General features: G+C 66.2%; 19 protein-coding genes. 13 read left to right on the plus strand and 6 right to left on the minus strand.

What is annotated here, in order from left to right; genetic code table 11:
- The 4 genes from LZ586_RS15230 (at position 1) to LZ586_RS15245 (ending at position 7,573) form a co-directional block, all read left to right on the plus strand.
- Positions 1-3,144, plus strand: a complete 3,144-nt coding sequence (locus LZ586_RS15230; RefSeq protein ID WP_235077125.1) for a UvrD-helicase domain-containing protein — start codon at positions 1-3, stop codon at positions 3,142-3,144.
- A gap of 187 nt (positions 3,145-3,331) precedes the next feature.
- On the plus strand, positions 3,332-4,228 hold the full coding sequence (locus LZ586_RS15235) for a hypothetical protein (protein WP_235077126.1): 897 nt from the start codon (positions 3,332-3,334) through the stop codon (positions 4,226-4,228).
- A 415-nt stretch (positions 4,229-4,643) separates the two neighbouring features.
- A complete protein-coding gene (locus LZ586_RS15240; protein ID WP_235077128.1) occupies positions 4,644-6,872 on the plus strand; it encodes a S8 family serine peptidase in 2,229 nt (742 codons plus the stop codon).
- A gap of 53 nt (positions 6,873-6,925) precedes the next feature.
- Positions 6,926-7,573, plus strand: coding sequence for a hypothetical protein (locus LZ586_RS15245; RefSeq protein ID WP_235077129.1), 648 nt, complete (start codon positions 6,926-6,928; stop codon positions 7,571-7,573).
- A 233-nt stretch (positions 7,574-7,806) separates the two neighbouring features.
- Here LZ586_RS15245 and LZ586_RS15250 read toward each other — a convergent pair whose 3' ends face one another.
- The 5 genes from LZ586_RS15250 to LZ586_RS15270 form a co-directional block, all read right to left on the minus strand.
- Positions 7,807-8,031 (minus strand): DUF5818 domain-containing protein, encoded by a 225-nt coding sequence (locus LZ586_RS15250; RefSeq protein ID WP_235077131.1) that lies wholly within the window; start codon positions 8,029-8,031, stop codon positions 7,807-7,809.
- Positions 8,032-8,059: 28 nt separating this feature from the next.
- Positions 8,060-8,230 (minus strand): hypothetical protein, encoded by a 171-nt coding sequence (locus LZ586_RS15255; protein WP_235077132.1) that lies wholly within the window; start codon positions 8,228-8,230, stop codon positions 8,060-8,062.
- Positions 8,231-8,415: 185 nt separating this feature from the next.
- A complete protein-coding gene (locus tag LZ586_RS15260) occupies positions 8,416-9,336 on the minus strand; it encodes a CHC2 zinc finger domain-containing protein (protein WP_235077133.1) in 921 nt (306 codons plus the stop codon).
- Between the two features lie 111 nt (positions 9,337-9,447).
- Entirely contained in the window at positions 9,448-10,284 is an 837-nt protein-coding gene (locus LZ586_RS15265; RefSeq protein WP_235077135.1) for a hypothetical protein, read from the minus strand.
- 2 nt (positions 10,285-10,286) lie between these two features.
- Entirely contained in the window at positions 10,287-10,991 is a 705-nt protein-coding gene (locus tag LZ586_RS15270; protein WP_235077137.1) for a hypothetical protein, read from the minus strand.
- A 254-nt stretch (positions 10,992-11,245) separates the two neighbouring features.
- Here LZ586_RS15270 and LZ586_RS15275 point away from each other — a divergent pair, with 254 nt between their 5' ends.
- From LZ586_RS15275 to LZ586_RS15300, 6 genes are read left to right on the plus strand one after another with little or no spacing between them, the layout of a single operon-like run.
- Positions 11,246-11,575: an SH3-like domain-containing protein gene (locus tag LZ586_RS15275; protein WP_235077139.1), complete on the plus strand. Its 330-nt coding sequence runs from the start codon at positions 11,246-11,248 to the stop codon at positions 11,573-11,575.
- Positions 11,572-12,255 carry a nitrile hydratase subunit alpha gene (nthA, locus tag LZ586_RS15280; protein ID WP_235077140.1) on the plus strand — a complete coding sequence of 228 codons (684 nt, stop codon included), beginning with the start codon at positions 11,572-11,574 and terminating at the stop codon, positions 12,253-12,255. The genes LZ586_RS15275 and nthA overlap by 4 nt, the downstream gene beginning before the upstream one ends.
- The gene (locus LZ586_RS15285) at positions 12,255-12,590 is read left to right on the plus strand and encodes an SH3-like domain-containing protein (protein ID WP_235077143.1); all 336 of its coding nucleotides are present in this window, start codon (positions 12,255-12,257) and stop codon (positions 12,588-12,590) included. The genes nthA and LZ586_RS15285 overlap by 1 nt, the downstream gene beginning before the upstream one ends.
- Positions 12,587-13,297 (plus strand): aquaporin, encoded by a 711-nt coding sequence (locus LZ586_RS15290; RefSeq protein ID WP_235077145.1) that lies wholly within the window; start codon positions 12,587-12,589, stop codon positions 13,295-13,297. The genes LZ586_RS15285 and LZ586_RS15290 overlap by 4 nt, the downstream gene beginning before the upstream one ends.
- Positions 13,294-13,686 carry a DUF302 domain-containing protein gene (locus LZ586_RS15295; RefSeq protein WP_235077146.1) on the plus strand — a complete coding sequence of 131 codons (393 nt, stop codon included), beginning with the start codon at positions 13,294-13,296 and terminating at the stop codon, positions 13,684-13,686. Before LZ586_RS15290 ends, LZ586_RS15295 begins: the two co-directional genes overlap by 4 nt.
- Positions 13,683-14,726: a HoxN/HupN/NixA family nickel/cobalt transporter gene (locus tag LZ586_RS15300; RefSeq protein ID WP_235077148.1), complete on the plus strand. Its 1,044-nt coding sequence runs from the start codon at positions 13,683-13,685 to the stop codon at positions 14,724-14,726. The genes LZ586_RS15295 and LZ586_RS15300 overlap by 4 nt, the downstream gene beginning before the upstream one ends.
- A gap of 286 nt (positions 14,727-15,012) precedes the next feature.
- On the opposite strand, the gene LZ586_RS15305 is transcribed toward LZ586_RS15300, so the two are convergent.
- The gene (locus tag LZ586_RS15305) at positions 15,013-15,270 is read right to left on the minus strand and encodes a hypothetical protein (protein WP_235077149.1); all 258 of its coding nucleotides are present in this window, start codon (positions 15,268-15,270) and stop codon (positions 15,013-15,015) included.
- Positions 15,271-15,789: 519 nt separating this feature from the next.
- Between LZ586_RS15305 and LZ586_RS15310 the strand changes: the two genes are divergently transcribed.
- From LZ586_RS15310 to LZ586_RS15320, 3 genes are all read left to right on the plus strand, one after another.
- The gene (locus tag LZ586_RS15310) at positions 15,790-16,278 is read left to right on the plus strand and encodes an RNA polymerase sigma factor (RefSeq protein ID WP_235077150.1); all 489 of its coding nucleotides are present in this window, start codon (positions 15,790-15,792) and stop codon (positions 16,276-16,278) included.
- On the plus strand, positions 16,275-17,315 hold the full coding sequence (locus tag LZ586_RS15315; protein ID WP_235077152.1) for a FecR family protein: 1,041 nt from the start codon (positions 16,275-16,277) through the stop codon (positions 17,313-17,315). The genes LZ586_RS15310 and LZ586_RS15315 overlap by 4 nt, the downstream gene beginning before the upstream one ends.
- Before the next feature lie 75 nt (positions 17,316-17,390).
- A complete protein-coding gene (locus LZ586_RS15320) occupies positions 17,391-18,779 on the plus strand; it encodes an ATP-binding protein (protein ID WP_235077154.1) in 1,389 nt (462 codons plus the stop codon).
- Positions 18,780-18,788 lie beyond the last annotated feature (9 nt).

Consider the following 18,788-nt stretch of genomic DNA (forward strand, 5'->3'; position numbering starts at 1 on the left):
ATGGGCGGCAACCGCGTGGACACGATCGTCGCGAGCGCGGGCACTGGCAAGACCTACACGCTGGTCGGGCGCATCAAGGCTGCCATCGACGCGGGACTTCCTCCGCACCGTCTGCTGGCGACCACCTTCACCAAGAAGGCTGCGGCCGAGCTTGCGGGAAGGATACGCTCGAAGCTCATCGAGGAGGGAAGACCGCAGGTGGCAGCTGCGATGCTGTCGGCCCGCATCGGCACGGTCAACTCGGTCTGCGGATCGCTGATCTCCGAATTCGCCTTCGAGCTCGGCAGATCCCCGGTGGCAGAGGTCATCCCCGAGGAGCGGCGCAAGACGGTGTTCGAACGCGCGATCGGGCCCGCGATGTCTCAATTCGTGCCGCGCATTCAGCCCATCGCAGGCCGCTTCGACATGGAGCCGGGCGGCCGCCGTTCCGCGCGCGGCATGGCGCAAGGTTGGCAGGACCACATCCGGCGGATCGTCGATCTCGCCAGGTCGAACGGAATTGGGGCGGAAGCCCTTGCGGCATCGGCCGACCACTCAGTGACAGGCATGCTCCGGTTGCTGCCGACGGCAGCGGAGCAGGCGGCATCCATTCTGGACGAGCAGCTTGGGCGGGCGGTGCTCGCCTGCGAGGAGGCGCTGGTTCCGCTTCGTGCGACCCTGAAGAAGGGCACGCTCGACAAGGACCTGCCGTGCATCGAGGAGGCGGCTGCGGTCCTCCGGCGCGGCGAGCACCTGTCCTGGTCGAATTGGGCGAGGCTGTCGAAGCTGGGTGCCACGAAGAGCGACGAAGTCCTGTTCGTCGACGTGAAGGCCGCGGCCGCCGTCCACCCCCGCCATCCGCGGCTGCGGGAGGACCTGGAGGCGTTCATCCGCCTACAGTTCGAGTGCGCCGCCAGGTGCCTGAATGACTATGCCAGCTACAAGCGCGAGCGTGGACTGGTGGATTTCGTCGATCAGGAGATGCTTGCGCTCGAGATCGTGCGCGACCATAGGAACGCGGAACGTCTGCGGGAGATGATCGGCGCAGTGTTCGTGGACGAGTATCAGGACAGCAGTCCCATCCAGATCGCCATCTTCTCGGCGCTCGCCGACATCGCTTCGACGAGTTGCTGGGTCGGCGATCCGAAGCAGTCTATCTATGGCTTCCGGGATGCAGATCCCGCGCTGACCCAGGCGGCGGCCGCGGCGATCACAGCAGGCACAGGCGGCGCATTCGAGTTCCTGCGCACCTCCTATCGCTCCCGGCCGGACATCGGACGATTCGTCAACGAGGCCTTCGCGCCAAACTTCCTGCGCGCGGGCATGAAGGTCGAGGAGGTCACCTTCGATGCATATGGGAGGGGCGAGCTGGTCGATGGCTCGCCGCTCTCCGTCTGGCGCTTGGAAGGAAGAAGGAAGGAGGAGCGAAGCGACCACTTGGCCAGCTGCATCGCAGGCCTTCTGAGGGATCGAGAGGTCTGGCCGGTCGGGTTGGAAGGGGGCGCGTTGCGACCCGCCCGGGGCGGTGACGTTGCAGTCCTGTGCCGTGGAAACGAGCAGGTGGCCCAGCTCGCAGTTGCACTGGCGGCGAGGGGCGTCAGGGTGGCGGTTGAGCGTTCGGGGCTGCTGGACCAGCCGGAGGTGGAGTTGGTGCTGGCTGCGTTGCGGTGGGTTGCGGACCCGCATGACAGCCTGGCTCTCACCGAAGTGGCCCGCCTTTCCTGTGGTTCCGATGCCTGGCTGACCGCAGCGTTCGCGAGCGACAACATGGCTGCTCTGCGCGACTGCGTGCCGTTCGCGGAACCGCTTGCGGCGTTGCGTGCCCAGGCTCCGCAGCTGACCCCCGTCGAGATGTTCGACGCCGTCCTGCACGCGGACGGCCTGCTGCCGGCCATCGGCTGCTGGGGGCGGATGGAGCAGCGGCTTGCCAATCTCGAAGCCGTCAGGGTTCTCCTGGAGGCTTATCAGGAGGAACGGCGCTCGGAGAGGCAGGCGGTCACACTGGTCGGCGCCTGCGAGTGGCTCGTTTCGCGGGACGAGCCGTCCCAGCCGGAGAGCCGGCATCCCGATGCGGTGAACCTGCTCACCTACCATGGCTCGAAAGGATTGGAGTGGCCGATCGTGATCCTCGCCGAACTGGAGGCGAAGGCGAAGGGCAGCCCCTTCGGCATCCGGGCCGAACAGGTTGCGGCGCCCGACTGGTGGGATCCGCTCGCCGGACGCGTGCTGCGCTACTGGCCGTGGCCCTACGGGACGCAAGGCAAGGGCGTCGGTGTGGATGAGGCCGCCCTGGCGAGCGGGGAGGGGGAGACCGCGATTAGGGAGGAGCGTCTGGAGCGGACCCGGCTGCTCTACGTCGGCATGACCCGCGCCCGGGACCACGTCGCCCTTGCGTTTGCCGGAGGCTCCGATTGGATCGACGAACTGCGATCGGATGATGGCTTGCCGCTGACCGACCTCACCGGCAGCCAGCTCAAGGTGGGCGGCCAATGCTTCCCGCTGCGGTCGGCACCACGCTCGGAACCGCCGCCGGAGCCTGCGGAGCTTGCGTCTGAGTTCGCAAGTCCCTCAGCACCGAAAAGCTGTCATCCGCCGCTCCGATTGCGTCCAAGCGGCACCCGGTTCCTAGGGGCGGCGCGAGTCGTCGAGACGGTCCTGCTGGGTGAGCGCATTCCGCTCGTCGGCAGCTCGGACCTCCAGGCGGTGGGAGAGGCGTTCCACCGGTTCTTCGCCTGTGACGATCCCGGCAACGATCGCGATCGCCGTGAACGTATCGCAATGGAGCTTCTGCGTCGGTGGCAGTCTTCGCAAGTGGAAGCGGCCGATCTGGTGGAGGCGTCGGACCGACTTGGCGCTTTCCTCGACGAACGTTTCCCCGGTGCGTCGCGTCATCACGAACTCCCTGTTCACGCGGTGGAGGCGCTACAGGTGATTTCAGGAAGGATCGACCTCCTCGTGGAGCTTGAGGATGGCTTCGCCATCATGGATCATAAGAGCTTCCCTGGTTCGATGGCAATGGACACTGAACGGCTTCGGGCGTTCTCCGGTCAGGTTGACCTGTATTCCCGCGCCCTTCGCGTGGCGTCAGGTCGTGAGTGCTATCAGTTCTGGGTTCACCAGCCGATCGCCGGCGTGATGACCAGGATTGCCGTGGATGCCTGTTGACGCTTGCACCGCTTCTGACCTGAACGCGCGGGAATCGTGAGCTAGGGTTCGGGAATGGATGGTGTGGACGATCCAGCGCTGGTCGTGCTTACGCCAGGGAGGTGACCGGGGTAGGAGGGGCTGGGATTTAGGTGGCCTGCCGCCGGGTGGCGATGTCGGCGCGCCCGGGTTTTGGGGGAAAGCATCTTTGACGAACGAGATAACGCTCCATGACGCTTCTCAGGCCGATGGTCGGGAGCAGTGGCTTTCGCTGATGGAGAAGGACCACGGGCGTGGCTTCCTCCGCGTCAGGGCGAGTGGCGAAGCCCCGATCTGGTTGGAAGGCGCAGCCCCGGGGTTCCTGCTGCCGCCGGATTTTCGTTGGGGGCGTCATGATCGCAAGGAATTTCCATCCCTCATCATCCACATCGAGACTGATCGGCCAGTCACGGCGAGCGTGCTTGGCGAGCTCCTTACGCAGCTGGAGCGTGGATCGCGTCGCAGGCTTCGGCGCAGCGAGCGACAGGACTTCCGGCTGGACGTCGTCGATCTGGGCACGGGCAGCTACTTCCTAAAGGTGGTGGTGCCGGTCGCCGGCACCCTGTTCAGCTTCGGCAGCCTTCTCAATGACCTTTACGGCACCTTCGCGAACGATTCGGCGTCGCAGCGTGCTGTTGCCAGCACGGCGAGCAAGATCGTCATCGAGCAGGGTGCGCAGGCGGTGACGCTCTATTCGGATGTGGGGGTGGTCCTGCGGATCGATGGGGCGGCCGCCACCGCCTATCGTAATCGTCGGCAGGCGGCGCTGGAGGGGCGCACCCCTTCGGCATTCTCCGAACTCCCGGACGTGGCGCTTGAACCGCTCAGATTGTCGTCCGCATCCCGCGCGAGCGAGTTGTCCGGGAGCGGCCGCCTTGTTGCTTTGGAAGGGGCCTTCTACGTCGAGCTGGAAGGCCGCGAGGGCGCCCTGGTGAAGATCGAGGACCTTCGGGAAGACGGTGAACTCCTCCTGCCAGGCGCTCTATACAACCTGCGCGGGCAGTTTGACACGGATGCCGGCGGCTTTCCTCGCCGGTTCGATTTGCGTGAGGCCCGTCTTATCTGACGGCGGAGAACTGGGGCCCCTTCATCGAAGAGGCTCCGGTCGTCGCGAAATCGACTCCGCCGCGCGTGGCGGTTGAACATGTTAACGCTTCGCGCCTAGAATGGCACTGTTCGCCAGCAGGCGGACCGAGGCGTGGAAACCTCGTCGTTGAGCAGCCGCAAGGCCCGGTCGAACCCGTTTCGGCCGGGGAGCGGGCGTGTATGTCCAAGGCCCTCGGGCCCAAAGACGCTCGCGCCTGATTCAACGCAGGTTTCCAATCTCCGGCTTTTCGGGCCGGCATCGCCTCGATCACATGAGGCGGTGCCGCCGGCTGGGAGAGCCTGCGACTCCGCCCGACACGGGGGCGTTGATGCATAGGGTCCATGACGGCCGCAGCCGGTCGGTTCTAAAGATTTCCACGGTCATATCAGGCGCAATGCTGCTCGCCGCGTGCGGTAGCGGCGGCGGAGGCGTCAACTCGCCCGGCACCAACCCGGCGCCGCCTGCGGCGCCTGCTCCCACGCCGGCTCCGCCCCAAACGCCAACGCCGAGCCCGGCACCTGCGCCGACGCAGTCGGCCGAGTATCTGGCTTCGGGTGCGGCGGTCGGCATGAAGGCGGACGCCGCCTACGCCAAGGGGCTTACCGGCAAGGGTGTGACCATCGCAGTCGTCGACACCGGCATCGACCTGAACGGCGGCGAGTTCGCTGGCCGCATCTCGCCGGACAGCAGGTCCTTCGACGTGAGGATCGCGCGCTGCCCGAACTGCGCGCCGGAGACCGCCAGCTTTCCGCTCGACGACGTCCAGGGACACGGCAGCGGGACTGCGGCGATAGCCGCTGCCGCGAAGAACGGGAGCGGCATGCACGGGGTCGCGTACGAGTCGACGATCATCGCGCTCAAGATCGCCAATCCCGACCTTAGCGGCGTCACCGAGGGTTCGACCTCGCCGATCCGGGAGGGGCAGGGCGGCAACGCGGCCGCGATCGCGCCTGCGATCCTGCATGGCGCGGACAAGGGCGCGTTCGTCTTCACGATGAGCCTGAACGGCGTGGCCACGGGCCAGATCGCGACCGAGCATAAGTTGGCGATGGACGTGGTGCGGGCGAAGAACCTGCTGTTCGTCGAGAGCGTCTCGAACAACGTCGGCGAGGACAGCTTCAAGGGGCAGCTGGCCGAGAACCTGGTCGGGTCGGACCTCTCCAATAAGGATTGGTTCCTGTTCGGCATCCGCGTCGACGCCAATCTGCAGCCGCCCCCGGGCAACGGCACTCCAGGGGCGCTCGCGGACCGCACGCTGGCCGTGGTGGCGTCCAACATCCAGACCGTCGATCAGAACGGCGCGGCAACGACGGTGACCGGCAACAGCTTCGCGGCGCCCGCCATCGCCGGTGCCGCCGCCCTGCTCAAGCAGAACTGGCCGCAGCTCGGCGGCAGGGAGATCAGCCGCATCCTGCTCGACACCGCTCGTGATCTCGGCGTGGCGGGCGTGGACGAGATCTATGGAGCCGGTCTTCTCGACCTCGACAACGCCCTGAAGGCGCAGGCGCCCGCCCTTACGACCGGCCTCGGAACCGCCGCGCTCGCGGGCAGCTCGCTCAGCTTCCCGAGCGTCTTCGGTGCAGGTTCGGCGGGCGGGCTGAATGCCGCAGTGTCGAACGTCGTGGTGATGGACCGCTATGGGCGCGACTACCGCGCTAACCTTGGCGGCATCGCGTCGGCTCAGGCTGCCGCCCCGCGAGGCATTCTCGTGGGCGGGTTGCTTCGCCCAATCCCTGCCGCGTGGCAGCCGGCACCGATCAACCAATCGGGTGTGCTCGGCCTGGCCGCCGATCCGAGCGGCCTTGTCGGTGGCCAGGTGGCGCGCCCGACGCAATCCGGCGCATTCGCCTTCCGCACCTCGGCGGACAGCTATGTGACGGGCCGTGTCGGAGGCTCGATCGAGCGGAGCGGCCTGGCCACGGGCGCGATGCTGCGTCCGCTCGGCATCGCGACCGATGGCTCGGATGTCGCCTTCGTGCGCGACGGATGGAGCATCGGGTTCGCTGCGGCGCAGAGCCGCCGGTCCCGCCGCGCGCCGAGCACGGATGCGACCTATGGCGGGGTCACGGTGACGTCACCGGAGGGCTTCACGATCGGCTTGGCCTCCAACCGCGAACGCGGCTCCGCCCTGGGCCTGCGCGGTTCGGGAGCCTTCGCGATCGCAGGCGGCTCGACGACGATGCTCACGCTGGGCTGGAGCAGAAGCCTTGCCGGAATGATCCTGACCGGCGAGGCGGTGGGCGGCGCGACCTCGGTCGACACGGGTTCGCCGGTGATGCGCTTCGACGGACCGATCCTCTCCTCCGGCTTCCGCTTCCAGGCGGACGCGCCGGCGCTCGGCGGCATCGGCACCTTCGGCATGACGTCGCCTTTGCGCGTCGACCGTGCGCGCATGCGCTTGACCGTGCCGACCGCCTACGACTGGCACGCCGGGTCGATCTCGTCGGATGCACGTCGACTCGATCTGGCGCCCGGCTCGCGCGAGATGAACTTCGAGCTTGTTTGGGGAACGGCGATCGCCCGCGACGGCTGGCTGAGGTTCGGCTTCGCGCATGCGATCTCCGCCGGCAACGTGCGCGGCGTCAGCGACACCGCCGGCTTCGCCACGCTCACCTTGCGGTGACGGACCTGGCGACCTCCATCCTCTCGCACTTCCACGATCCGCGGAGCATTCCAATGAAGCATGCCATCGCCGCGCTTTCCGTCGCGGCCCTCGTCGCTGCCGCGCCCGCCTCGGCTCGGCAGTCTCCTGCCGCAAGCGTCATGTCCTTCGACGTCGCAGGCGTGCGGCTGAACATGCCATACCGGCAGGTGAAGGCGGTCCTCGCCGGCACCTACACCTGCGCGGATGAAGGCAAGCGCGTGACCTTCGCCGAGGATCTGGAGGACGAGGTGAAGCGCCGCCGAGGGGAGCGAGCGATCCGGTGGGGCGGCAGCGGGCCCGGGATGCTGAACTGCAAAGGGCCGAACTCGGAACATCTGCGGATCGACTTCGCACAGGACAGGGAGGGTCCCGTCGTGAAGATACTGAGCCTCACCGTGCAGACGAGGATCGTCGCGGAAGGCGACCTGCTGCGCCAGCTCGGGACCAAATTCGGAAGGCCGACCGTGGGCACCATGCGAACGGGCGCTTGGTGCGATGCGGGCTACCGCTGCGGCACTGCGGTTCTGATGAGCGAGGGGCCGACGTTCGCGGTGCGCACGAATGGAGCGATCGTCGACGTCTCCGCCGCGCGGGGAGCCCGTTGGGACCGTGCGCGCGACGCCGCACTGCAGGCCGAGGCGGACAGGTTGGCGCCGAAAAGGCGCGGCGCGGCGCTCTGAGGGCGCGCCGTGCCGTTCGTCTTCGGCTGGATCGTCGGCGACGCGCTTGCGCGCATCGCGTTCTCGCGCGCAGTCGTGAGCTCGTCGCTGACTGGAGGCTGGTGGCAGCGCTTACGGCGGCGTGGTCGCTGCAGCGCGGGCTGACGGAGTGGGTGGCCCGCTCGCACGCCTCGCTCGACCGGCAGGGTTGATCAAATCACGGGCGAGCTCGGGGCCGGAGGAGGGCCGGAGGCTCAACTCGTGGTCGGCGAAGTCTGTTCAGCCGGACCGATCCAGTCGACGTCGATGCGATCGAAGCCCGACCTCGTCCCCTCGATCAGGACGCGCGATCCGACGAGACCCTCCGCCTTGCGGTCCGCGTCCAACGCGTAGACGCCTCCATCGTCCATCCTCAGGATCAGGCCGCGGGCGGAGCGCGCCAGCCGTCCGGTGAGTCTGTGCCTGGATCCCATCGGCATGGCGGCTACTGAACCGATCCAGGGGTGATCATGCGCTCGAGCTCGCGAAGCCGCTGGAGGATGCGCAGGAAGGTTTGGTCGCCGTCGCCGTTCCTTCTGCGAGCAGCTCGGCCGCACGCCGCGATGCCAAGGACAGCGCGTTGCCGCCGTGCTGGCGCAGAAGCTGGTTCGCGCAACCCCAAGTCTCGCGGTCGATCATCGGTGCAAGCTAGCGGGCTTCCAGTTTCGAGGGAAGGCAGCCGATTGGAGCGGAGTTGGATGGCCATAGATAGGACCGCGTTGCGTTCGATGCTTAACGCCGGTTCGTGGAGCCGCCTTTCCGCTAACGCAGCTTACGCGCGGCCATGGCGGCTCCGCTCGACCAGCTGCAGGGGAGTCATCCCTTCAACAGGAAGCATCAACGTCAATCGTCACGCAGCTTGGCGCGAGGGAAACGCGCGCCGCCACTCTTGCGATCGGATCGATGTGCTCGCCCGTCGAGAAGATGGTGACGTGCGTTACCCAGTGGGGGAGGGCGACGTCATGCAGATCCTGGGGCTGCAGGACGGCCCACACGGCTTCTCCCGGATACTGGCGCATCGTCAGGGGCACGTCGCCTATGTCGGGGACGAGGATGATTCTGCTGCGTGCGGGCCCGAAGCGCGCCGTCGCTCCGCTGAACTGGCCGACGCGCACGGGATCGCCGTCTATCTGACACGTGAAGTCGTCGCTCAGCAGGTAGCGCGCGACGCCCACGACGCTGCCGTCGACGTCCTGGAACGCGATGGATAGACTCGGATGCGTCTGCCCGGGTTCATCGTCGGAACCGAGCCTGGTCGCCCACTCGAAGCGCATGCATCCCATCTTCGTGGACCTGAAGCCCATCCTCTGGACCATAGGATCAATTGGCGAGCCTCTCAGTGGTCTCGCGTGACGCCACGATCGCTTGGCGGATGTCACCGCCGCCTGGCGCAGCTTCGCCGCACGCGAGATGCTGGGAAGGCGTGCGGGGTTCGCCCCGGCGCGATTGGCCATGAGCCAGTCGCAGGTGTCGAGGAAGCTGGACTTGATCAGGAACTGGGCGAGGCGGAGTGCGTCACCTCGCGCGCCACAGCCGTGGCACAGGTAGGATCCGGCAGAGTCGTCGACGATGAAGCCGGGCGTCATCTCCTGATGGAACGGGCACCTGCCCCGAAGCGCCCCCTGGGCGAAGCGGAGCTTGGTGCCCAGTTCCGCCACCTCGGAGATCCTGACGGCCGCGCGCAGGCGCCCGGTGTCGATCTGCTTGGGGTCGGTGAGAAAGGCGCGCGGGTGCGGATGCTGCATGGCGGTCGACCTCGGAACGGGACGCCCAGACGCACGGTGGAGTGCGCCAGGGCGTCGGATGTTGCTGATGAATTGACGTCCGCCGCTGGGATCGGCGGCGAGCTCGGCGGGTCAGAGGTGATGTTCGAGCAGCGGCCTGGCGGAACTCTGGTCAGGCGTCGCCGAATGGTTCGCGTCCGCCATCTCGAAGCGCTCGGATGCGAAGACCCGCAGCAGGTGCTCCGTGAGGTTGCGAGAGCCATCGATCTTGATCCAGTCGGGCCAACGATCGAGATGGTCGCACATCCAGCCGTAGAAGCGGTCGCGCTGTTCCTCGTCACGGAACGCCAGGGACCAGGTCGTCCGGATGACGGGCATTGGACCGTCGCCACGGCGGCGGAGCACGATCGCGGGCTTGCCCAGGGCGCGCCGGACGAACCCGCTGCTCAGCTGCCCGGCGGCATCTTCGACTTCGCGGCGTCGCTCCTCTCCAGGCACCGGGCCGCGGCCGAGTTCCACCAGCTGGCGGACCGACGGATGGGTCGGCCGCATCTGCTTCACCGGTTCGGGACGAGTTGCCGAAAGCATGAGCAGGACCGATGCGGCTTCGTCGTTGATGCTGGCGAGCGCCAGACTCGTGCGGTCCGTCGGCGGGGTAAGAAGGCCGGTGGCGGTCATCCAGTAGGTGAAGTGCTGCATGAAGAGCCGGTTCCCTTCGAAGAGGTCGTCTGTCGAAAGGAGTTGGTGCGGATGCCGGGTCTTGTGAGCGAGGACGGCATGCAGCAGTTCGAGCAGCGCGGACGGGGTCTCGTCGCGCATCAGCGGCATGCCAAGCCGGCCGCACCAGAAAGCCTGGCGCACCGTTGCCCATTCGCTACCGTCCTCGTCCACGTAGACGGTTCCGCTCGTTCGGTTCGCGAGGCGCAGCCAATATCCCCAGGGCAGTTCGGGATCGATGTCCTTGGGCATGATCACCTCTCCGTTTTCGTTGCCGGGGTGGTTGAGGGGGCCGGCACCTCGGCGGGATCGCGGTTGTCCGCGATCGCCTTGAACTGCGCGGCGAGGTAGACGCACTGCTCGTAGACGAAGGCCTCGTCGCGGTAGATGCGGTGGCTCAGACCATCGAGCGCCGACTCCACGGCATAGTCCCTCTTGTCGTTCGGAAGGATGTCGTCCGGCTGGTCGCAGGAGAACCCTACCCACCACATTTCGTCATGGCGAAATGGTTGATTGAAAGTTCTCTCGAGCCTCGCGGTGACCTGCCCCCGGCGATTGGCGTCCCCCACGTGGCAGACCGAGCGCCATTCCGGCTCGCTCTCCTGGCATGGCCAACTATAGTTCACGCCGCCATGGATGCGCACCCCGAGGCTCTCGATTGCCCTCTGGTCGAAGTTGAACAGCGGATGGTCGGGACCGACGCCGACGAAGCCTGCCAGTGCGCCGTTCTTCGCCGATCGCCGGATGATGCAGCCGTAGCCGGACATCTCGTCCCACCAGGCGACCTTTTCTGCTTCGGCATTCCACGGGCCTCTGGCCGCCGGAGCGATCCTGGGGACGTGGAAGACCGCTTCGACGGGGACGAGGTAATTTCCGATCCTTCGGGTGCCGGCTCTTTTAGACGTCACCGCGATCGCGGTTCCCGTGGCTGCCGTCGTCCTGCTTCTTCCGCTCGCCATGCGCGCTGCTCCATGCTGTTTGAGGAGCAGGCGGATTTAGGATGGGCGGTCCTGAAATGCCGGTCGTTCCGGAGAGCACATTGGAAGCGAGCGGAGCAGTTGGCCTGCCGGTCCGAAGTGCTGCCCCTGCGCGCCGTGGGGCAAAGCCGGTCTTCTATCTGGACGGTGGTATGGGGTCGTTCCTGACTCGGTAGAATGGCCTCTTCGCAACGCTTCGAGCATCCTCTCGATCGAGGAAATGAGGAGCGAAAGCCATGAGCGCTTCGATCTTGGAACAGATCAAGCCGGCCTTGAATGAATTGCCGGCATTCGCTGCCGGCGACCGGGTGCGGGTAGCCACGCGCGCGCCGATTGGCCACTACCGGGTCCCCGTCTACCTGCGCGGCAGCACCGGCACCATCGAGCGTGTGATCGAGCCCGCGCTAGTGGACAACGAGGAGGAGGGCTACGGGCGCAACGCCGGCAACAAGCGGCACTACTACCGCGTGTCCATCTCGCTGCCGTCACTTTGGCACGACTATCAGGGATCGCCTCGCGACGAGCTCCACGTCGAAATCTACGAATCCTGGCTGGAGCGCGCATGATGTCGAGCGAACCGCATCTTCACGATCACGATCACGATCACGATCACAACCACGGCCGCGATCATGACGACCACGCCCCGATCGCTGCGGACGTCAAGCCCGGCTATCACGAAGTGATGGAGATCGCGGTGCGAGAGCTCCTGACCGAGAAGGGCTACATCACCGGCAACGACATCCGCCACCAGATCGAAGTGCTCGACAGCCGCACCCCAGCGCTCGGAGCCGCGGTGGTCGCGCGCGCCTGGACCGATCCGGAGTTCAAGTCGCGGCTGCTCGAGGACGGACGCAAGGGGTGCGAGGAGCTGGGAATCAGCTTCTACGACGACACCCAGCTGATCGTGCTCGAGAACACGGCGGACGTGCACAACCTGATCGTGTGCACCTTGTGTTCCTGCTATCCGCGTCCGGTGCTCGGGCTGCCGCCTGACTGGTACAAGCTCAAGCCCTACCGTGCCCGTGCCGTGATCGAGCCGCGCAAGGTGCTCGCGGAGTTCGGCACGATCATACCTGACGAGGTCGAAATCCGCGTGAGCGATTCCACTGCGGTGGTGCGCTACCTCGTCCTGCCGCGCCGCCCGGAAGGCACCGAAGGCTGGTCCGAGGAGCAGCTCGCGGCGCTGGTCACGCGCGACGCGATGATCGGGGTTATCCCCGTCACACTGGACAAGGAGGCCGCGTGATGGCGACCCAGGACTTCACCAGCCGCCTGCCCAACGACATCGGTGGATTCGAGGCTGGATCGGTGCTGCGGGTCGAGCATGTGCTCGAGCCCTGGGAGAAGCGCTGCCACGCTCTTGCCGACGTGCTCGACTTCAAGAAGCTCATCAACACCGAGGAGAAGCGAAAGGGCGTCGAGGCGCTGGGCGAAAGCCTGATCGGCAAGCTGCCCTACTACGAGCGCTGGATCGTCGCCTTCTCCAACATCAGCTTTACCAAGGGCTTCTTCACGCCCACCGAGCTGGCCGAGAAGATGGCGCAGGTAGAAGCGCGCTTCGCGGACCAGGAGGCGGCGTGACGCGGCCGACACAGCCGACCTGCTTCCACGAGGCCGATCCTTCGCTGCCGCTGTGGCGGCGCGCGGCGGCCGAGGCCCTGGGAACGCTGCTGCTGGTGCTGGCGGCGGCAGGCGCGGGGATTGCGGCCTCGCGCCTGTTCGCCGCGGTGCCGGGTCTCGTGCTCCCGGTGCTGGCGTTGGTGCTCGCCGGCGCGCTCGTTTCGCTGATAGTGGCTCTGGGCAGCGTTTCGGGCGGGCATTTCAACCCTCTGATCACCCTGCTGCAATGGCTCGCCGGCGAGCGGGGCGGCATGTGCACCCTCGCCTATGTCGCCGCCCAACTGATCGGTGGCGTGGCGGGCGGCTGGTGCGCCGCCCGGCTCTGGCAGGTCGAAGCTGCGGGTAGTGGAGGGCTTGGCTGGCAGGGACTTGGCGGCGAACTCGTCGCCAGCGCCGGGCTTATGCTGGTGGTGTTCGCCTGTTCGCGGAGCGGCCGCGCCTCGACGGGCCCATTCGCAGTCGGCGCATGGCTGGTCGCAGGCGTGCTGGCGACGCCGACCACCTCCTATGCAAACCCTGCCGTGATCGCTGGCGCGCTGGTGGCTGGCGGGCCGCTTGCGCTCGGCGCAGGCTCGGCGCTGCCCTATCTGCTTGGCGAAGCCGCCGGCGCGTTGGTCGCGTTGTGTGTCGTCGTGCTCCTCTTTCCTCGCACGAAGGCCGGCGTATGACCGCGGCGGGACTGGTCGAGAGGCAGGCCAGGGGCGGCTTCACCGAAGTGCTCGACCGTGTCGAAGCGGCGCTGGTCGGCCACGGTCTCGTGCCGCTTGCCAGGATCGACCATGCCGCCGCCGCCGCGGAGGCGGGGCTCGCGCTGGCGCCGCTGACGCTGTTGATCTTCGGCAATCCCCGAACGGGCACCCCGCTGATGCAGGCGCGGCCGAGCCTCGGGATCGACCTGCCGCTAAAGCTGCTGGTTTGGGAGGCCGAAGGTGCGGTGCGGATCGGCTACAACAATCCCGCCTGGCTGGTCGAACGCCATGGCGGTGACGCCGACGGGACGATACCCGCCACGATGCGCAATCTGCTCGAAGCGCTCGCGAACGAGGCTGCGGCATGATCGCCCGCCTTCTCGCGCTGCTGCCCGCCGACCAAGGATTCCGGCGCAACCTCGCGTTCGTCTACGCGGTGCTCGCGGTCTTGAACCTCGGCGGCTGGGCCTGGGCGCTGGCGCTGTTCCATGATCGACCTGCGATGCTCGGCGTCGCACTGCTGGTCTACGGCCTCGGCCTGCGCCACGCCGTCGACGCCGACCACATCGCCGCGATCGACAACGTTACGCGCAAGCTCATCCAGGAGCGTCAGCAGCCGGTCGCCGTCGGCTTCTGGTTTGCAATCGGTCATTCGGCGGTGGTGGTCCTGGTGACTGCCGCGGTGATCGCCGCGGCGAGCAATTTCGAAGCCCTTGAGGAGTTTCGAGACGTCGGCGGAACGTTCAGCACCTGCGTCTCGGCGCTGTTCCTGCTGGTGGTCGCGGGTATGAACCTGATGATCCTTGCTACGATACTGCGCACGCTCCGGCGAGTGCGCGACGGCGAGGCGATGGAGGACGGTGCCCTCGACCTGATGTTTGCCGGTCGCGGACCGCTGTCTCGGCTGTTCCGCCCGCTCTTCGCCTGTATCAGCCGCTCGTGGCACATGGCGCCGCTGGGCTTTCTGTTCGGGCTGAGCTTCGACACCGCCACCGAAGTGACTCTGTTCGGCCTGTCGGCGACCCAGGCGGGACAGGGCGTTCCCATCGGAGCGGCGCTTGTGTTCCCGGTACTGTTCGCCGCGGGCATGTCGCTGCTCGACACCACGGATGGCGTGATGATGGTCGGAGCCTATCGCTGGGCCTTCGTGAAGCCGCTGCGCAAGCTCTACTACAACATGACGATCACGCTGATGTCGATCGCAGTGGCGCTGTTCATCGGCGGAGTGGAGATGGTCGCGCTGGCGGTGCGGCGGCTCGGGCTTGAAGGTCCTGCGGCGCGTTGGGCGATAGCGCTCAACGAGAACTTCAACGCGCTCGGCTTCGCGATCATCGGCGTGTTCGCCGGGGCTTGGGGGCTCTCCTACCTGATCTTCCGATCCGTCGAGCATCGCCGACTAGCGGCCTGAACCTAGAGAGGCATTCTTGATGTTCGTATTCGGCGGACGCGCCAACTTCTCCATCAGCTCCGGCCACTGAACGTGTGCCACGGAAGGAACTTGGTGGCATTCGGCCTTGCGGTGGTCGGCTGCTGTAATGTCCCAGCCCACTCACGCGACCGGGATGAGCCCGTGCCGGTGGCGGACGGCGAGGTCAGGCTCAGCCTCTAGAGCGGACTGAAGTTTCAGCGTCCCTAGCGCAGGTTAGGGAGTTCGACTTCCATGCTTTGCGAGTTCGAGCGGCACGCTTCGGTGCTCATGCGGCGAGCAGACATCCGGCTCCCGATGCGCGGTCGGAAGTTTCGAAGAAGAGGACCTCATCTTCCGAGAGGGACAGGCGCTGTTCGGGGCCTATCGGCACGCGCTCGCCGTCGAGAAGCAGCCAGAGCTGCGAGCCCGTCGGGCGGTTAGCTCGGGCAAGGAGATCGATCGCTTCGATGGTCTCGTCGTCGATCGCGAGAAGTTGACCGTCGACATCGACGATGTGCCGCAGTCCGATATCCCAATAACCCACGCTATATCTCCTGGCTCTGGCAGGATGCTTCCATCGGCGTCTTACGCGCCTCAGTCTCGGTCAGGGCGTGACCGACACAGATGACGGCAATCGCGCTCAGGCCTGCGAAGATCTCACCGACTTTCTTCTGCGAGAACAGTATCGATGACACCCTACTCGGTCGGCATGTTAGGATCGACAGGAAGGAGGAGTGGGGTAGACCATACCAAGGCATGTTGCTGCGTCTCCCCGGGATACATCGCGCGCTCTGGTGAGCGGCAGACGCACCTGGGGCATCGTGACGATGAAGACGGCATCGGGTCTGCTATTTGCTCGACGAGAGGACCGGCGCCGGATAGCAGACATCGCACTCTGTGGAGTAGCCGGCATGTGGATTTGCCTGGCTGATGCGTTCGATCTAATGCAATGCAGAGTTCAGCCGCTACTTTCCCGTCACGGAATCCTCTGCTCCCCAGCCTTCTACGAGCTGTCGCCGACGCAATGCACCAGTCACGCACTCAGGAGCAACGAAGCGGGAGCGTGATCCAGCGGCTTGAACGGCTCCGATCTGGCCTGACGGTGTGGTTCAAGCGACGGACAGGGGATTTAAGCGAGGCGCAGGACCTAGTGCAAGAGAGCTTCCTGCGCATCGTCCAGAAGGAAGGTGTTGACGAGCTGGAGCATCTTGAAGGCTATGCCTACCGCGTCGCAGCCAACATCCTGATCGATCGCCATCGTCGGCGGCGGGCTCGCCACATTGAGGATCACGTCGGTCTCGAGGAGGTCGGCCAGCCCACGGATGGGATCGATCCGCACCGGGAGCTGGAGGCGCGATTGGCCCTTGCGGCCTCGGCGGAGGCGCTCGGGAGGCTGCCGGAGAGGACCCGCACCATCTTCATTCTCCGAAGACTGGAAGGCATGCGGCACAAGGAAATAGCGGTGCGTCTCGGGATTTCGGTGAGTGCCGTCGAGAAGCATGTCGTTCGCGCGATGACGGCGCTTGCGGCTGGCGGGGAGGACGAGCGTTGAGCCAGGCCGAACTCACCTGGAGCGAAATTGCCGGTCTGGCCGCGGAGGACGCCGCGGCGCTCATCATCGATCGCGCCGAGCGCTCGCCCCCCGAAGTGAGCGAGGCCCTGATAGATCGCTGGCTGGCGGAGAGCGACGCTAACCGTTGGGCCTGGTCGAAGGCGCGGGACGCTTGGGATCGCTTCGAAGGCTGGGAGATGGACGGGGCACTGGTAGCGATGCGGGAAGAAGCCCTGTCCTTATCCTTCGGTGCACGGCGGCAACGCTGGCTATCCATGTCGCTGGCCGCAAGCGTGGCCATAGTAGCGGGAGCTGGCGTGCTTGCTCTCAGCGTCGAGCGTTGGCCGTTCGACGGAGGAGCGTCGCGCGACGCTGCAGAGGTCGCTAACGGGCGGTATGCTTCCGAGGCCGGCGAACGGCGGACCTTTGCCCTCGCCGACGGCACGAAAGCGACCTTGGAGGGCGGCAGTGCCATCGAGGCGACATACACGGCCACGGCTCGAGTGGTACGCCTCTCGCACGGGAAGGCGACGTTCGACGTCGCCTCCGCGCCGACGCGTCCGTTCCGCGTGTTCGCCGGCGGGCGCACCATCGCCGATCTAGGCACGATCTTCTCGGTCGAACATGCCGGGTCGCGCCTTCGGGTGAGTCTCATTCACGGTCGAGTATCAGTGTTCGACGGTGAGAAGGTCGACATAGCGAATGCCTCGAGAAGTTTCGTTCTCGCGCCTGGTGACACCTTCGAGGCGGACTCGTCGGGCGCGCGGGTTGTGTCTGGTGGCCGAGCGCCGCTGCAGGAAGCGTCGGACCGCATCCTCTTGAAGGAGGAACCGCTTGCGACCGCGATCGAACGCATGAACGAGGGTTCTTCCGTCAAGGTTGTCGCCCATCCACGGCTTCGTGACCTTCGGATAAGCGGCTCGTTCCGAGCGGCGGACAGCGCCCGCTTCGCTCGGGTGGTGGCGGACCTGTATTCGCTACGGGTTCGCCGCCAGCCGGATGGTAGCTTGATCCTGCTGCCCCGCAACGGCAGGTGAGGGTTTCCGCACAGCCTGCGTTCAATTCAAGGTAGGGGCACCTGCTTCGGTGCCTGGATCTGAACGGAAACGGGCATGGCGGCACTCAGCTATTTGAGCAGCGGGACAAGCGGCGCGAGAGGCGTAGCGGCATTGCCGGCGAAGCCCCTGCATCGATTGGGCAGCGCGCCCGCTCGGCCGCCCCGGGCGGATGAAGGCTGCTCCTCCAGGTTGCCGACGGAAGCCAGCGCTAGGGTTGGCTTCGGCGTTGGGGATGATCCTGCGCTGCAGGATGAGGAAGCTGAAGGGGATGCTCTCTTCAGCTTTCTTCCTTCCGCGGCCGTCCTGCGGGTAGACGCCAGCGCGGCAATCGAGCGCTTCGCGAAGATGAGCCAGTCCGAAGTGGCTGAAGTAAATCGTCGCCTTCGAGCCACTCCTGGCGCCGATCGAGGGTTACTCGTCGGCATGACCGTCCTCGGTGCAAACGCCAGAGCGTTGGAGATGTTCGGCGCGGTCGAGCTTGATGAGTTGCTCGGCAGGGAGGTGGCGGACCTCTATCATCCTCGATGCCCCGCTCTCCTGGAAGCCATGATCGGCTTCAGCCGCGGCGTTCCGGTCGTTCAGCGCCGCTCAAAGCACTTGAAGCAGGATGGTCGCTGCTTTCGGGCGACGTCCTGCACGGTGACGTCGGCAGGCATTCTCAAGTCGGGGGAATGGACGATTGCGATCACCGACGTGGTGGAAGGTCGACGCGACCTGCCTGATGCTCCCGTCCCTCCGGAGGACTTCGCCCACTCCTCCCGCATGTCGATGATCGGGGAGCTGTCAGCCTCCATCTTCCATGAGATCGGCCAGCCGCTCACTGCGCTCAAGCTGAATGCGCAGACGGCGCTCGGCCTCGCGGAGCGCGGTGACGCCGACCCCGTGCTGACCGCGACATTCTTTGAGAGGATCATCTCGCAGGCGGCGCGGGTGACGTCCGTGGCCGAGCGCGTCCGACGCATGGCGCGGCGAAGCGCCCCCTTGCGCGAACCGGTGTGCGTGGATGCGCTCGTGCTCGAAACTAGCTCGTTCGTGGCTCATGATCTGGGAAGGCGGGGAATCGAACTTGTCCTTGAGCCCGGACCCGAGACGCTGTTGATATCGGCGGACCCTGTCCAGATCGAGCAGACGCTGATCAATCTCATCATGAACGCGGCTCAGATGATGGAGGCGGCCGGGACCGACCATCCGCACGTCGTCGTGCGATATCGCAGGCGGGGTGAGTTCGTCGTCATCGAGGTGGAGGACAATGGCCCCGGCATAGCGGAGGATGTGCGGGACAAGCTCTTCTCGCCCTTCTTCACCACCCGTAGCGACGGTCTGGGAATCGGGCTGAGCATCGCACGGACCATGATCGAACTGCACGGCGGCAAGGTCTCGGGTGCCAACTCGTCGCAGCGGGGGGCGATCTTCGAAGTAACACTGCCGCTCGCCGCTGGCTGATCCGAGGAG

Source organism: Sphingomonas sp. S2-65 (assembly GCF_021513175.1).
Lineage (GTDB): Bacteria > Pseudomonadota > Alphaproteobacteria > Sphingomonadales > Sphingomonadaceae > Sphingomonas.

Coding starts and splice junctions, on each gene's coding strand:
- LZ586_RS15230 (WP_235077125.1), top strand. CDS start 1: ATGGGCGGCAACCGCGTGGACACGATCGTCGCGAGCGCGGGCACTGGC.
- LZ586_RS15240 (WP_235077128.1), top strand. CDS start 4,644: ATGCTGCTCGCCGCGTGCGGTAGCGGCGGCGGAGGCGTCAACTCGCCC.
- LZ586_RS15245 (WP_235077129.1), top strand. CDS start 6,926: ATGAAGCATGCCATCGCCGCGCTTTCCGTCGCGGCCCTCGTCGCTGCC.
- LZ586_RS15250 (WP_235077131.1), bottom strand. CDS start 8,031: ATGCCGATGGGATCCAGGCACAGACTCACCGGACGGCTGGCGCGCTCC.
- LZ586_RS15255 (WP_235077132.1), bottom strand. CDS start 8,230: ATGATCGACCGCGAGACTTGGGGTTGCGCGAACCAGCTTCTGCGCCAG.
- LZ586_RS15260 (WP_235077133.1), bottom strand. CDS start 9,336: ATGCAGCATCCGCACCCGCGCGCCTTTCTCACCGACCCCAAGCAGATC.
- LZ586_RS15265 (WP_235077135.1), bottom strand. CDS start 10,284: ATGCCCAAGGACATCGATCCCGAACTGCCCTGGGGATATTGGCTGCGC.
- LZ586_RS15270 (WP_235077137.1), bottom strand. CDS start 10,991: ATGGCGAGCGGAAGAAGCAGGACGACGGCAGCCACGGGAACCGCGATC.
- LZ586_RS15275 (WP_235077139.1), top strand. CDS start 11,246: ATGAGCGCTTCGATCTTGGAACAGATCAAGCCGGCCTTGAATGAATTG.
- nthA (WP_235077140.1), top strand. CDS start 11,572: ATGATGTCGAGCGAACCGCATCTTCACGATCACGATCACGATCACGAT.
- LZ586_RS15285 (WP_235077143.1), top strand. CDS start 12,255: ATGGCGACCCAGGACTTCACCAGCCGCCTGCCCAACGACATCGGTGGA.
- LZ586_RS15295 (WP_235077146.1), top strand. CDS start 13,294: ATGACCGCGGCGGGACTGGTCGAGAGGCAGGCCAGGGGCGGCTTCACC.
- LZ586_RS15300 (WP_235077148.1), top strand. CDS start 13,683: ATGATCGCCCGCCTTCTCGCGCTGCTGCCCGCCGACCAAGGATTCCGG.
- LZ586_RS15320 (WP_235077154.1), top strand. CDS start 17,391: ATGGCGGCACTCAGCTATTTGAGCAGCGGGACAAGCGGCGCGAGAGGC.